At 54.2% G+C, this 12,736-nt stretch carries 13 protein-coding genes; all 13 read right to left on the bottom strand.

Annotated features, from left to right (window positions below; translation table 11 throughout):
• Window positions 1-20: 20 nt before the first annotated feature.
• Window positions 21-1,643, bottom strand: coding sequence for an ATP-binding protein (locus OEV59_01825; protein MDH4226482.1), 1,623 nt, complete (start codon window positions 1,641-1,643; stop codon window positions 21-23).
• 21 nt (window positions 1,644-1,664) lie between these two features.
• Window positions 1,665-2,054: a response regulator gene (locus OEV59_01820; GenBank protein ID MDH4226481.1), complete on the bottom strand. Its 390-nt coding sequence runs from the start codon at window positions 2,052-2,054 to the stop codon at window positions 1,665-1,667.
• Window positions 2,014-2,448, bottom strand: coding sequence for a chemotaxis protein CheW (locus OEV59_01815; protein MDH4226480.1), 435 nt, complete (start codon window positions 2,446-2,448; stop codon window positions 2,014-2,016). Before OEV59_01815 ends, OEV59_01820 begins: the two co-directional genes overlap by 41 nt.
• 43 nt (window positions 2,449-2,491) lie before the next feature.
• Window positions 2,492-4,450 (bottom strand): methyl-accepting chemotaxis protein, encoded by a 1,959-nt coding sequence (locus tag OEV59_01810; protein MDH4226479.1) that lies wholly within the window; start codon window positions 4,448-4,450, stop codon window positions 2,492-2,494.
• Window positions 4,451-4,539: 89 nt separating this feature from the next.
• Complete coding sequence (thiL, locus tag OEV59_01805; protein ID MDH4226478.1) at window positions 4,540-5,571, bottom strand: thiamine-phosphate kinase; 1,032 nt, start codon at window positions 5,569-5,571, stop codon at window positions 4,540-4,542.
• Between the two features lie 33 nt (window positions 5,572-5,604).
• Window positions 5,605-8,013 carry an endopeptidase La gene (lon, locus tag OEV59_01800; protein MDH4226477.1) on the bottom strand — a complete coding sequence of 803 codons (2,409 nt, stop codon included), beginning with the start codon at window positions 8,011-8,013 and terminating at the stop codon, window positions 5,605-5,607.
• Between the two features lie 10 nt (window positions 8,014-8,023).
• A complete protein-coding gene (locus tag OEV59_01795) occupies window positions 8,024-8,491 on the bottom strand; it encodes an Hsp20/alpha crystallin family protein (GenBank protein ID MDH4226476.1) in 468 nt (155 codons plus the stop codon).
• A 40-nt stretch (window positions 8,492-8,531) separates the two neighbouring features.
• Window positions 8,532-9,392 carry a UTP--glucose-1-phosphate uridylyltransferase GalU gene (gene galU, locus OEV59_01790; protein ID MDH4226475.1) on the bottom strand — a complete coding sequence of 287 codons (861 nt, stop codon included), beginning with the start codon at window positions 9,390-9,392 and terminating at the stop codon, window positions 8,532-8,534.
• A gap of 49 nt (window positions 9,393-9,441) precedes the next feature.
• Window positions 9,442-10,782 (bottom strand): TonB family protein, encoded by a 1,341-nt coding sequence (locus OEV59_01785; protein MDH4226474.1) that lies wholly within the window; start codon window positions 10,780-10,782, stop codon window positions 9,442-9,444.
• 4 nt (window positions 10,783-10,786) lie between these two features.
• Window positions 10,787-11,305, bottom strand: coding sequence for a biopolymer transporter ExbD (locus tag OEV59_01780; protein ID MDH4226473.1), 519 nt, complete (start codon window positions 11,303-11,305; stop codon window positions 10,787-10,789).
• Complete coding sequence (locus OEV59_01775) at window positions 11,298-11,786, bottom strand: biopolymer transporter ExbD (protein ID MDH4226472.1); 489 nt, start codon at window positions 11,784-11,786, stop codon at window positions 11,298-11,300. The genes OEV59_01780 and OEV59_01775 overlap by 8 nt, the downstream gene beginning before the upstream one ends.
• Complete coding sequence (locus OEV59_01770; protein MDH4226471.1) at window positions 11,764-12,432, bottom strand: MotA/TolQ/ExbB proton channel family protein; 669 nt, start codon at window positions 12,430-12,432, stop codon at window positions 11,764-11,766. The genes OEV59_01775 and OEV59_01770 overlap by 23 nt, the downstream gene beginning before the upstream one ends.
• A 26-nt stretch (window positions 12,433-12,458) precedes the next feature.
• Window positions 12,459-12,734 (bottom strand): hypothetical protein, encoded by a 276-nt coding sequence (locus tag OEV59_01765; GenBank protein ID MDH4226470.1) that lies wholly within the window; start codon window positions 12,732-12,734, stop codon window positions 12,459-12,461.
• Between the last annotated feature and the right edge of the window lie 2 nt (window positions 12,735-12,736).

Below are 12,736 nucleotides of genomic sequence, written 5' to 3'. Positions count from 1 at the left end.
TTCTTTGGGAATTTGGAGCGTTAAACCGACGCAAGCTGCGGTATGTCAAGGAGGAATACCGGTCTGCCGTTGCCGAGTATGGTTATTCCCGCAGCGCACCATATGGAGGAGAAAGGCGGGGCAAGCGGGCGTATGTAGGCGTCCATGTCGTCGACGAAGTCGTCGAAGGCCAGGGCAAAGAGCTCGTCGCCCTCCACACCCGTTTCGAGGAGCGCAACCCTTAGTGTTTCGGTGCAGTCGTCATCTGGTATTCTTAGAAGGTTTTTCAATAAGGAAACCTTGATGCTCTTTCCGTAGTACTCGATACGCCCCGTCGATATCTCGCTTCTTTCGGCCTCGATGACGCGGTGTACCTTCGAGAGCGGCAGCGAGAACTGTTCGTTTCCGACTCTTACAACAAGAAGCTTCATCATGGACGAGGCCTTTGGAAGCTCTATCGTCATGATAGTGCCCTTGCCGAGTATGCTGTCTATGGTAAAGTCTCCTCCGAGGTCGTCTATGGTGCTTTTGACGATGTCCATGCCAACGCCTCTTCCCGAGATGTCGCTTACCTGCTTTGCCGTGCTAAACCCCGGCAGACAGATGAGCATCAGGAGCTCTTTATCTGTCATGCTCATGACGCGGTCCTGGGGCATGCTCTGGAGGGCTTTTTCGCGGATCCTGTCCCTGTCTATGCCGCGGCCGTCGTCGGTTATGGTTATGAAGATGCGGTCGCGCCTCGACAGGGCGCGCACTTTTATAGTGCCCTTTTCCGGTTTTTTCGCTTTTTTGCGGTCTGCCGGGGGCTCGAGTCCGTGGTCAACGGCGTTGCGTATGATGTGGATTAGCGGGTCGCTCATAGTTTCGAGCACCGAGCGGTCCATGGCTATGGAAGCGCCTTCTATGATTATCTCGGCCTCTTTGCCGGTGTTTCGGCACACGTCGCGAACGATTCTGGGAAGTGTCTGCGTAATGCTGTCGAACTTCACCATCCTGGCGTCCAGGATATTTTCTCTAAGCTCGTCAAGACTGCGCTCGAGCGCCCGGATTATGTCGTGCATGGCCATGGATTGCACGTTCTCGGCCTCGGCCTTTAAGCGCGAGAGCTCTGTCATGAGATTGCCGGTGATGTCCAGTTGTTTGTCGAAGACCGCGCGCTCGACCTTGATGGTGTCGGCGATGCTGATGTGCTGTTTTTGTTCGTCAACCGGGCGCGGCGCGGCAGCCTGTTTCTTTTCCTCCGGCTCGGCCTCCGGCTTTGCTGGCGCGGCAGAGGGCGGGGGGGCGGTCTTTGCCGCCTGTATTTTTACTATCATCGCATCCACTGCCGCCTCGTTTTGCTCTGCGTCGTGTTCTATGGCCTCGGCCAGGGCCTTCATCTTGTCGAGGCATTCGAGGAGAAGCGATATGAGGTCTCCGGTGACGCCTAGTTTTTTGGACCTTACGGCGTCGAGAAGGTCTTCCTGCGCGTGCGAGAACCTCTGCACGAGCTCGTAGCCCATGGAGGCGCTCATGCCTTTTATGGAATGGTAGGAACGGAAAAGCGTTTCAACGGGTTTGGTGCCGGAGGGGTCTTTTTCAAGCTCAACGAGCTCGGTCTCTATGGCCGCTATTCTTTCGCGCGCCTCCTGCAGGTATAGGTTTTTATATTTGGATGCGTCCATTGAGAGCCACGTAGATAGCCGCTACAGGCCGGCTATGGTGCCAAGAATCTCTTCCTCGTTAAAGGGTTTCTTAACATACCCGTCGATGCCCGCGGCCTTTGCCTCCGCAAGCACCTTTTCTCCCTTTATGGTGGTGCAGAGGATGACCTTTGGAGGTGTGGGCATGAGCTTCATCTCTCTTAGGGCCTCGATGCCGTTCATCTCAGGCATGACGAGATCGAGTATGAAAATCTCGGGCTTAAGCTCCTTTGCCATTACGACAGCGGCGGCGCCGTCCTCGGCTACCCCCAAAACGTTGTGGCCGGCGGATGTGAGTATGTCTTTTAGAATGGTCCTGAAGAACGCGTCGTCGTCCGCGATGCAGATATTTTTAGGCGGACCTGCGTTCAGCGAGCCTGGTTGAGACGTCATCGAAAATATACCTCCAGTCAATGATTTTCAAAGTGCCTTCGCCGATCTTTACGGCGCCGGATACGTAATTGGAGGTGCGCTGGGTAATGAACTGCGCCTCCTCCAGGTCTTCTTGCCATGCGAAAAAAAATCTCTGGTTCCCTGCATGCAGCCCTATTCTGCGTTTTCCGTTCTCGGAGACGACGATTACGCGCCCCGAGTCTTCATAATACGGCGGCAGGCTAAATATCCGGCTCAAATCTACCACCATGATGGTGTCGTGCCCCGCCGTTATGACGCCTTTTACGGGCGGTATGGCGCTCGGCACGAAATACACGCGCGAGGTCTCGACGATACGCTCGATATACTCAAGATGTATGGCGAGGCGTTCGGTGCCTACCTGCAAAAGCAGCATGTTGCTCTTTGTGTTAGACGGGGCGTTCATCGTGCTTTTCCGCTTAGGCCCGGTCCTTTCCCCCGAAGTAGCCGCCAGAGAGGTCGTCGTCCTCGAACTCGAACTCGCCGCGCTGCTTGTCATCTTTCCTGGCTGCCGCAGCGGTGGCAGTGGCGCCGGCTTGCGGGACAGGGGGCGGTGCTTCCATCTCTATATTGCCGATTAAAGGAGCTTGTGCATCTTCGCCGCTTTGGGCGCTTTCAGTGTAGAAATCCCCAAAGGTCGGTTCCTGCGTTTGGCCTTCTTCCTGCACAAACCCTTCTGCTGTTATTTCAGCTTCACCGCCGGAAGCCTGCTCGATGATGGTATCGACCTCGGACTGGAGATCAGAGTTTGGCTCGGCGGCGTATTCGGCCTGAGGGACCTCTTCGGTTGCCGCGTATTCTTCGGACGCGGCCTGTTCTGTGCCGTATTCCTGCGGCTGTTCAACCCATGTTTCTTCCGTAGCCGGTTCTTCGGCAGCCTGTTCTTCGGTCGAAGCGAATGTGGCGATATCCTGTGGTTCCTCCTCCGGCAGAGTCGCGGCTTCCGTCTCATCTGGCAGGGTATAGCCTGCGGTGTTGGCAGCTTCCTGCTCTTCTGCCGTTACGGCGTAAGCGGGGGCTTCTTCTGTAACAGACGGTTCCTGGAATGCCGTTGTTGCTGCAGCAGCGGCTGCGGCAGTTGCCGCTGCTGCAGCTGGAAAGTCCTGGCCTTCCGACATGTTTGCGTCGAACCCTTCTTCTATCTTGAAGCGCGCAACGAGGGTCTCGAGTTCCTTGGCTATTTTGGCAAGGTTTGTGGCCGCTTCTACTGTTTTCTCCGTTGCGGCGCCGTGCTTTTCAACGGTCTGGTCCACGAGTTCTGATGTGGAAAGATTGTTTTGTGCGATGCGCGCCAGTTCCTCGATGATTGTGACGGCATCGTGGGTCTTTTCCTTCTGCTTTACCGTAAGGTCGATTATCATGTCGGCCCTGGTCGTCATGTCCGAGGTGTAGCTTGCGACATCAAGCAGTATCTCTCTTATCTTACGGATGTCTTCGCGGCCCTCTTTTATGAAGGAGGAGCTGTTGGAGACGTTTTGCACGACCTTCTCGACCTCGTCTTTTAGTTCCTTGACTACGGTGGATACGTCGCCAACGCTTCTGTTGGTGTTGTCAGCGAACCTTCTGACCTCTTCGGCGACCATGGCAAACCCCTTGCCGTGTTCTCCGGCCTTGCTTGCCTCGATTGTAGCGTTTAGGGCGAGGAGGTCAATCTGTCTGGATATGTGCGTTATGACGTCGAGGATTTTCGGGATGTCGTTTAGTTTGTCCTTTAATCTGCTTGCCGCTACCGTGGTGCTGTCTATGCCGGTGAATATGCCTTCGAGTTTTTCTATTGCCGATGCCGTTGTGGCGGTGCCGCGCTCAACCATCGAATGCGCCATCTGGGAGGCCGAGGCGGTCTGGTTTACCTTGTCGGCCACGTCTTCGGCAAAAGAGTCCACGTCCTTTACGAGAGCCGAGGTGCTGTCCACGTGCCTGGCCTGGTCAAGGGCGGCCGCGAATATCTTGGATGAAGCGGCGATGACCTCGTCGTTGGTTACGCGTCCTTTTGCGACGATGCTGCTTAGAGATTGTTCGGCTGTGCTTAAGTTGTGCACAGAACCTTTGAGGTTTTTAACCAGGGTGCGCATGTTGGTGTAGATTAGCTCAATGGCGTCTTCCAGGTCGATTGTTTCGTCCTTGAACAGTATGCGCGGGGGCTTGGTTTTTTCGTCGAAGCTTAGGTCGCCAAGGCTTATGCGCTTCGCGGATTTTATGAAGTAAGTGAATCTTTTCGTGAAACTTCTGCTGAATACGAGGCCGAGGATAAGTCCAACGATGGTTGCGAGTCCGACTCGTATTTCTTCGTCGAGGTTGATAAATAGCGGCATCGAGGCCACTGTTGCCACGACGAACAGAAAACCGAATATGAATTTTATGGCTACCGGTATCCGCATGAACACCTTCCTTTGAGCATATAGTGCTATATTATAGTCGTTTTTTTAAAACAAAGTCAATCAGTGTTGATATGCGCTACAAAGCCTTTTCAAGGGTCTTTTTTTGCCGGCATAAAGTGCTCGTACCCGGCTATCCCGGCGCCTTTTAGCGCATTGCCGGATGCCCCGGTTATGACCGCGCCTTTTTCCTTTGCCGTGACCGTGCCTATCCTTGTAAGCGGCGTTTTAAGCTCCGCCGCGAGCCCTGCAACATCGCTTTTTTTGTCCGGCGAAGCCGTGAATATAAGCTCATAGTCCTCGCCGCCGCGAAGTATGTCCGGCGCGTCGTCCGGATGTTTTTCTATATGTCGGCGCGCTTTGGCAGATAGCGGCAGCAGGTCCGAGTCTATCTCGAAGCCCGTATTGCTTGCCTCTGCTATGCGCCAGGCGTCGAGGAAGACCCCGTCGCTTATGTCGGCCATGGCCGAGGCGATGCCCCTTTTTGTAAGCTCAAGCCCGGCCCTTAGGCGAGGCGAGGGGGCAAGGTGTCTTGCTACAGCATCCACGTAGTTTTCGTCTTTTGCTGCAGCAGCGCCCATCTGTCTTAGCGCCATGAGCCCAAGTGATGAATCCCCGAGCGTGCCGCTTACGTATATGTCGTGGCCCTCTAAAGCGCCATTTCTGTACGCGATAGCTTGCTTGTCTGCGCTTGCCAGAAGCGTCGATGTCAGCATCATGTGCGCCGTAGAGGCCGCGGTGTTGCCGCCGACAAGCGGAAAATCGAACTCAGATGTTACGTCTTTTATGCCGAGATATATGTCTTCTAGAAATTCAACGTCGGTATTTTCCGGCACAGCTATCGATATGAGCAGGAACTCCGGGTTTGCTCCCATTGCCGCTATATCCGATACGGAGATACTGACGAGCTTTCTTCCAAGTAACCGTCCGGTCGTCCATTCCCGCCGAAAGTGGATGCCTTCGATAAGCGAGTCTGTCGTCGTGACGAGATAGTCTGATCTGGGTGTCAGCGTGACAGAGGCGTCGTCGCCGATGCCCTTGACCACATTAGCGCCGTTTTCGCCGAAGATGCGCGCTATTTTCTCTATGAAGGCCCTTTCGCCGTATCCTTTTATCTTTGTCATCTTGCGCGCGGCTTTGGGCGCGGCGTTGCCGCTTTAAGGCCTTGCGTGCGGCCTTTTCTTGCCGCCCTGTGTTGTCTTTTTGCCTTCTTTGGCGCCGGGCGTGCTCTTGAGGACGTGCTTTAAGACCTCGTCCATGTGTTTTACGAAGATGATTTTCATCTTGTCTTTTACGACCTTGGGTATCTCGTCGAAGTCCTTTTTGTTTTGCTCGGGCAAAAGTACAGTTTTCATCTTTGCTCCGAGCGCGGCAAGGCACTTTTCCTTTACCCCGCCAATGGGCATGACGCGCCCCCTTAGAGTTATCTCGCCTGTCATTGCAACGTCTTTTTTGACCGGCGTGTGCGTAAGCGCAGAGATGAGGGCAGAGGCTATGGTTATGCCTGCCGACGGGCCGTCTTTGGGGATCGCCCCGGCAGGGACGTGTATGTGTATGTCTATGTTCTTGTAGAAGTCGTCTGAAAGGCCAAGCGTTACGGCCCTGGACCTTGCGTAGCTAAGCGCTGCGTGCGCGCTCTCCTTCATCACGTCGCCAAGCTGCCCGGTAAGCAGGAGCTGGCCCCGGCCCTTGAGGATAGTTGCCTCGATGTGCAGTATTTCTCCTCCAACAGGGGTCCATGCAAGCCCCGTGGAAACCCCGACCTCGTCTTTTTCCTGCCCTTCTTCGTGCAAGTGGCGAGGGGCCCCGAGGTACTCGTGCAGGTTTTCCTCTGAGATAGTGGTTTTTTCCTTTTTGCCCGAGGCTACTTTCTTCGCTACCTTTCTGCACACGGATGCGACCTCGCGCTCAAGGTTACGGAGGCCGGCCTCTCTCGTGTAGTCGCTGATGATGAGCTTTAGCGCAGCGTCCGGGATATCTATCTGTTTCTCGGTTATGCCGTGCTCGGTAATCTGGCGCGGCACGATGTAGCGCTTTGCTATCGCGAGCTTGTCTTCCTCGGTGTAGCCGGCGATGTCGATGATTTCCATCCTGTCCTTAAGAGGGCCGGGGATGGGGTCTGCCATGTTAGCGGTCGTTATGAACATGACCTTCGAGAGGTCGAAGGGCACGTTCAAGTAATGGTCGCTAAACGAGTCGTTTTGCTCTGGGTCTAGCACCTCGAGGAGCGCGCTCGATGGGTCGCCACGAAAGTCCATGCCGAGCTTGTCGATTTCGTCGAGCATAAAGACCGGGTTATTTGTCCCGGCCTGTTTCATGCCCTGTATGATTCGCCCCGGGAGCGAGCCCACGTAAGTGCGTCTGTGGCCGCGTATTTCTGCCTCGTCCCTTACGCCTCCAAGAGAGATGCGAACGAACTTTCTGCCCATTGCCCGGGCAATCGATTTTCCAAGCGAGGTCTTTCCAACTCCAGGCGGCCCGAGGAAACAGAGTATCGGGCCCTTGGTCTTTTTTCTTAGCTTTCTTACGGCAAGGTACTCAAGTATCCTCTCCTTGACCTTCTCAAGGTCGTAGTGGTCGGAGTCGAGCACTTTCTTTGCCTCGTCTATGTCGATAGATTCCTTTGTGGATTTGTTCCACGGCAGGTCAACGAGCCATTCGAGGTATGTCTTCGTTATGGTGGCCTCTGCCGCGTCCGGGTGCATGGAGTCAAGCCTGTCGGCGTGCTTCAGGGCCTCTTTTTCGACCTCCGGGGGCATGGATGCGGCCTTGATTTTTTCCTTAAAGCCGGCGGTTTCGCTTGAAGCCTCTTCCATTTCGCCAAGCTCGCTCTTTATCTGCTTTAGCTGTTCTCTTAGGTAGTACTCGCGCTGCGTCTTGTCCATCTCTTCTTTGGCCTGGGTCTGTATCTTGGCCTGCATCTGAGCTACGTGGTATTCCTTGGTAAGAAGCTCGTTTACCCTGTCGAGTCTTTTTATCGGGTCTATGGTCTCGAGCACCTGCTGGCCTTCGTCGACCTTTAACCCGAGGTTTGCGGCCACGAGGTCGGCTAAGCGGCCCGGGTCCTGAAGTGTCTCGACAACGGTCATGACCTCCGGGAATATCACCTTGCCAAGGTTCGCAAGCTTATCTACGAGCTCCCTTACGTTACGCATAAGGGCCTCTGTCTCGATTGGCTGGACCTCGAGAGTCGGCTCTTTTATCTTCTCTATTGCAACCGAGTACGACGGCTGCGTCTGAATGAAGGTCTTTGCCTTTGCTCTTGAGAGCCCCTGTACGAGTATCTTTACGCGTCCGTCCGGAAGCTTTAGCATGCGCATTATCATGCCCACGGTGCCAAGCGTATATAGGTCCTCGGGGTCAGGGTCTTCCTTGGATACGTCTTTTTGCGTGACAAGGAATATGAGGCGGTCTTTTGCAAGGGCCGTGTCAACGGCGCTGATGGATCTGTCCCTTCCGACAAAGAGCGGCAGTATCATGAACGGAAATATCACGACGTCGCGCACCGGTAGTAGTGGCAGTATTTCTGGTATTATTACTTGTTCGTCGGCCTTTTCCGCAGCCATTATCGTGCCCTCACTTTTTTTCCGGCTCTATCGGTATCTGTTTTGGCAGCCCGCGCTTTTCCTCTATGCGCGGCATCTCTACTTTGAGTATTCCCCTGTTAAACGTGGCAAGAAACTTGGCCGAGTTGACGGGAAGCGGGATGTCGATTTTCCTGGCAAGCTTGCCAAACGACCGTTCCATGCACACGTACGTTACTTCTTCTTCGTCGAAGCACTCGTACTTGGAGGCGCGTATGGTGACGCTGCCCTTGAAGTACTCAAGCGTTACGTCCTCGTATTTTACGCCCGGGAGCTCGGCCTCGAGCACGACGATGTCGCCCTTCATGTAAAGGTCGACCGATATGCCGCTACTGGTGGTCTCGTCGTCGGCTTTTTGTCCGAGGCTGCCGAGTTCGTCCACGAGGAATTTAACGACACCGCGAGTGTCGATTGTCTTTCCGCAGCCTGTGTCCGGCGTCTTTTTATGATTTTTTGCCATAGCCCGTCTGAACCGTTTTTCTAATTGTAACACAAAGAACTTAGAATTTCAGGGTCTTGATGTGTTTTTTAAGCTCTTTGCCGAAGTTGTCGTGGCCGGTGCCAAGTGTTACCGTGGCCTTTAGAAAGCCGAGCTTGTCTCCGGCGTCGAACCTCGTGCCCTCGAATTCGAAGGCAAAGACCGGCTGCTTTTTGAGAAGTGTTTTTATGCCGTCGGTAAGCTGTATCTCTCCGCCCGAGCCGCGTTTTGTGGTCTCAAGACAGCCAAATACCTCCGGCGTGAGGATGTAGCGCCCTATGATGGCGAGATTTGAGGGCGGGTTGGTCTTGGGTTTTTCAACAAGGTCCTCGACGCTAAAGAGCCCCGGGCCGACCTTCTTGCCCTTTACTATGCCGTACTGGTGTGTTTGGTTCATCGGCACGCGCTGCACGGCAAGTACACTTGCCCGGTGGCGCTCGAAGATGCCAAGCATCTGCTTCATGGCAGGGGTCTTGGATATTATAACGTCGTCGCTAAGAAACGCGGCAAACGGTTCGTCCCCGACAAGGCGCTTTGCACATAGTATCGCGTGCCCGAGCCCAAGCGGTTCTTTCTGGCGCGTGTAGGAATAATATATGTTCTGGGATATCTTTTCGAGGGATTTAAGGTTGTCGAGCTTGTTTTTCTTTTTAAGGAAGTATTCGAGTTCAAAGGACTTATCGAAGTGGTCTTCGATGGCGCTTTTACCCATGCCGGTGACGATTATTATATCGTCTAGACCGGAATCCACCGCCTCCTCGACAGAGTACTGGATAAGGGGCTTATCCACAAGAGGCAGCATCTCTTTGGGTATGGCCTTGGTCGCCGGCAGAAAGCGGGTTCCGAGCCCTGCAGCCGGAAACACGGCTTTACGGATTTTCATAGAATGATAATAGTTCTTTTTTGGCCCTAAGTCAAGGTTTTAAAAGGTATTATCCGATGGGAGAGAAATCAAACGTGTATTCGTCGGTGTAATCCTGCGCAGGGGATATGTTTCTAAATCTCCAGAGCTTTATTCTTTCCACGATGCTCGTTTCGAGCCCCGTATGGTTTATGGTGGATTTGACTATCTTTGCGCTTGTTACCTTGCCATCCGCCGATATGGTGAAACGTACGGTGACAAGGCCGCGTAGCGAGGGGGTTTTCTTAAGTTCGTTGTTGTAGAGGTATTTGAGCCCCCCGGTGTATGAGCGGATTGCCGCATAGACCTCGTCCTTTGAGCGCGGCTGTGCCGAGGTTTTTTGTCCCGGGCCGGGGCTTGAGGCGGATACGGCCTTTGAGGACTTCTTTTTTTCCTCGATAAGGTCTTCCGAGCTTTTGCCTTTTTGTCTCAGGCTTCCGGCCACTTCTTCTGTTTCGCGCGTTGTCGCAGTGTTGAAGTCCGAGGCAGGGTTGCCGCTTGAATCCATGGGGCGCGCCGACGCAAGTATCGAATCCAGGTTTTTGTATGTCTCTGCTGTGGAGGTATTCGAAAATACGCCGCCCTCCATGGAGCCTATGACGCCGAGCGCGCCCTTGGTCTTTACCCGGTCTATTACCTTCTTTCTTTCAGCCGTCATCGGCCTGTCGTCCTTGGTCCTTTTTGCCTTTTCTTCGGGCTTTTTTGTTTCTTCCTCCGGCTTTGCCTCCTCGGGCGCGGGCTTTGGGGCCTCGGCCGGTTTGGGCGCGGCCTTGGGAGCAAGTATTAGCTTTGCAAAACGCGGCGGAAGCGTTGCCAGCTCATCCATTGCCGAGCGCCTTATGACCTCGACCGAGTTTATATACAGGGCAAAGACGATGTTTACCGTAAGCGAGGCAGCAAGGATAAAAAGGAACATGTGCTCGCCTTTGGGTATGGAGTGAAGCGAGAGGGTGCCGGCAAGGCTGCCTTTTACCGGCGCCGCTACCCGTGGTATTTCTTCCGCAGGCACGTCGTCGAAGGCGAGGGTAAGTATCGCGCCCGAGTCCTTGAACCTGAGTTCGAGCGTTACCGAGGCATCGAGCTCGATTACGTGGTAGGCGCCTTTTTTAGCGACAAACCCCATTGCAACGAGTGTGGAGAGCTCGGCCTCGTGGCCGTTTTTTCTTAGCGTGCCGTCCATGCCGGGTGCCATAAGGAATTCGTAGGAGCCCTTTGAGCAAGGCCTAAGCGGTTTATACGAGGCCGGCAGGGCAGACGACTCGACTGTGATATCGTTAGCCGCGTCCTTACCAAGGGTAAGCGATGCCGATGCCCTGTGCGAGGACGGTGTTTTTCCGGCTAAGCGTATCTTTATGTAAAGGTCTTTTTGCACGGTGTTATCCGCCCTTGGAGATAACGGCAAGCTTTATGTTCGAGTACCCGACCAGGCCGCACGTGTACATGACCTTTTCGAGGAGAACAAACGGTATTTCCTTGTCGCCAAACAGTATTACCTCTCGCGTAAGCTGCAAATCCCTGTTTATTCCGGCGATGTAGATGCTCTTCTTTGCTTCTTCGTCGAGCCGCATTTTGAGAGGCTCTATAAGAAGCGACGGGGCCTTGAGCGCGTCCTCGACCGAGGCCGTCTTGCGCCCGTCAACCAGGATGTCGTTTTGGGTTACCTGTATGGTGAGCCTCGGCACGAGTTCCGAGACGGCCGTGGATGTCGGGAGCGTGAACGTCGGAGATGAGGTAAATGTCTCTCCGGTCGAGGAGAACGACTGGAGAAGGAATATCAGGACTATTGTAAAGAGGTCCATCAGCGATACAAGCGTTATGGACGCCACCACCTTGCCTCTTTTACGCCCTATTTTTCTAGATGGCCTTGCCGACATTGTGTTATCGCCCCTACTCACCGTGTTCTCCTACCGACACAACCGGAAATAGCGGCTTTCTTGAGGATACGCCGCCTTCCTTGACGATTATCTCCCTGGTCGAGTCCATCAGCCTTATGACGTCGTTATAGGCCGCGTCCTTTGGAAATAAAAGCACTATGTCTTCCTTGGCGGGGTGCTGGCGCTTCAATTCGAAGAGTCTTTTGTTGAGTGTCTCGAAGTCGTATTTGCCGCTTTTTCTTTCAAGGAAAGGAATGGCGCGCCCTATGCCGCCAACGAGGATGCCGCTTTTCTTCATGGTCACGGTAAGCGGCTCCGATGGCGCTGCCGCCTGTGCGGCCGAGCCAGTAGGCAGCACGATGTCTATGGACACCGTTTTTGCGAACACGGCAGAGAGGAGCAGAAACGGTATGAGAACCATAAACAGGTTCATCACCGCCGTAAGGTCGAGCTCTTCGCCGTGCGGGTTAGGGCGTCTTCTACGACTGGGCTTCCTGGCCACTGTCCCTTGCTCCGCTTCTTCTCTCAGAGTGCTGTTTTATGAGCAGGTTTATTATCTTTACCGAATACGCGTCTATCTCGTCGTTAAGCTTGTTGGAGCGTGTCTGCAGTATCGAGTACGCAACAAGCATCGGTATTGCGACGATTAATCCAAGGGCCGTTGTGTAGAGGGCTATGGATATGCCCGAGGCCAGAAGTGTAGCCTTTTGCGAGGGGTCGGCGTTACCGACCGCCTGGAATGCCTGCACGAGGCCCTGTATCGTGCCAAGAAGCCCGAGAAGGGTCGCGACGTTTGCGACCATCGCAAGATACGACACACGTTTTTCGACAAGCGGGATAAGCTCCATGGAGACCTCGTCTACCGCGTTTTGTATCTCTCTTTCACCCTTGCCGTGCGAGGCAAGGGCCCTTTCGAAGAGCCTTGCCACAGGGGCCGTGCTAGATGAGCAGAAGGCCCTGGCCTTTGCAACGTCGTTTTCCAAAACGGCCTTTTTTATCCTCGCCCAGAGCTCTTCTGAGTTTATCGAGTACTTGAACACAAGGTGTATGACGCGCTCTACCGTTATCGCGATACCGACGGCCAGGACGAACAAAATGATGTACATGAACAGGCCGCCGTCCTTGAAAAATGCGGCTAAAGATTCCATATGACCTCCTTCTGATGAGTGTTGTTTTAGTTGTTAACCTTGCCGGTGCCGCTCCCGGGCGTTTGTTTGCCGCCGATGCCAGGGTGCGCCGGTACCGATAACTCCCTTGAAAACCCGCTCTTGCCGGGTTCCTGCCTTACTAGCCTTGCCCTTGGCACTATGAATATGACGCGCGGCTTGTCGATAGAGCCCTCTATCTTTATTATGCGCTGCTCTATCGGCGTATCCGTGCCGTTAGCCGCAAACGAAGCCGCAGCCGTTACCATTATAATAACGGGCGCGATTGCCGCCGTCAATGCCATCT

Source organism: Deltaproteobacteria bacterium (assembly GCA_029858205.1).
Classification (GTDB): Bacteria; Desulfobacterota; GWC2-55-46; order GWC2-55-46; family DRQE01; genus JAOUFM01.
The sequence above is the reverse complement of the archived record's forward strand: the minus strand, read 5'-3'. Positions and strand labels throughout refer to the sequence as shown.

What these genes read in the sequence shown, in the direction of transcription:
- OEV59_01825 (MDH4226482.1), bottom strand. Translation starts at nt 1,643, where the DNA reads ATGGACGCATCCAAATATAAAAACCTATACCTGCAGGAGGCGCGCGAA.
- OEV59_01820 (MDH4226481.1), bottom strand. Translation starts at nt 2,054, where the DNA reads ATGACGTCTCAACCAGGCTCGCTGAACGCAGGTCCGCCTAAAAATATC.
- OEV59_01815 (MDH4226480.1), bottom strand. Translation starts at nt 2,448, where the DNA reads ATGCTGCTTTTGCAGGTAGGCACCGAACGCCTCGCCATACATCTTGAG.
- OEV59_01810 (MDH4226479.1), bottom strand. Translation starts at nt 4,450, where the DNA reads ATGCGGATACCGGTAGCCATAAAATTCATATTCGGTTTTCTGTTCGTC.
- thiL (MDH4226478.1), bottom strand. Translation starts at nt 5,571, where the DNA reads ATGACAAAGATAAAAGGATACGGCGAAAGGGCCTTCATAGAGAAAATA.
- lon (MDH4226477.1), bottom strand. Translation starts at nt 8,013, where the DNA reads ATGGCTGCGGAAAAGGCCGACGAACAAGTAATAATACCAGAAATACTG.
- OEV59_01795 (MDH4226476.1), bottom strand. Translation starts at nt 8,491, where the DNA reads ATGGCAAAAAATCATAAAAAGACGCCGGACACAGGCTGCGGAAAGACA.
- galU (MDH4226475.1), bottom strand. Translation starts at nt 9,392, where the DNA reads ATGAAAATCCGTAAAGCCGTGTTTCCGGCTGCAGGGCTCGGAACCCGC.
- OEV59_01770 (MDH4226471.1), bottom strand. Translation starts at nt 12,432, where the DNA reads ATGGAATCTTTAGCCGCATTTTTCAAGGACGGCGGCCTGTTCATGTAC.
- OEV59_01765 (MDH4226470.1), bottom strand. Translation starts at nt 12,734, where the DNA reads ATGGCATTGACGGCGGCAATCGCGCCCGTTATTATAATGGTAACGGCT.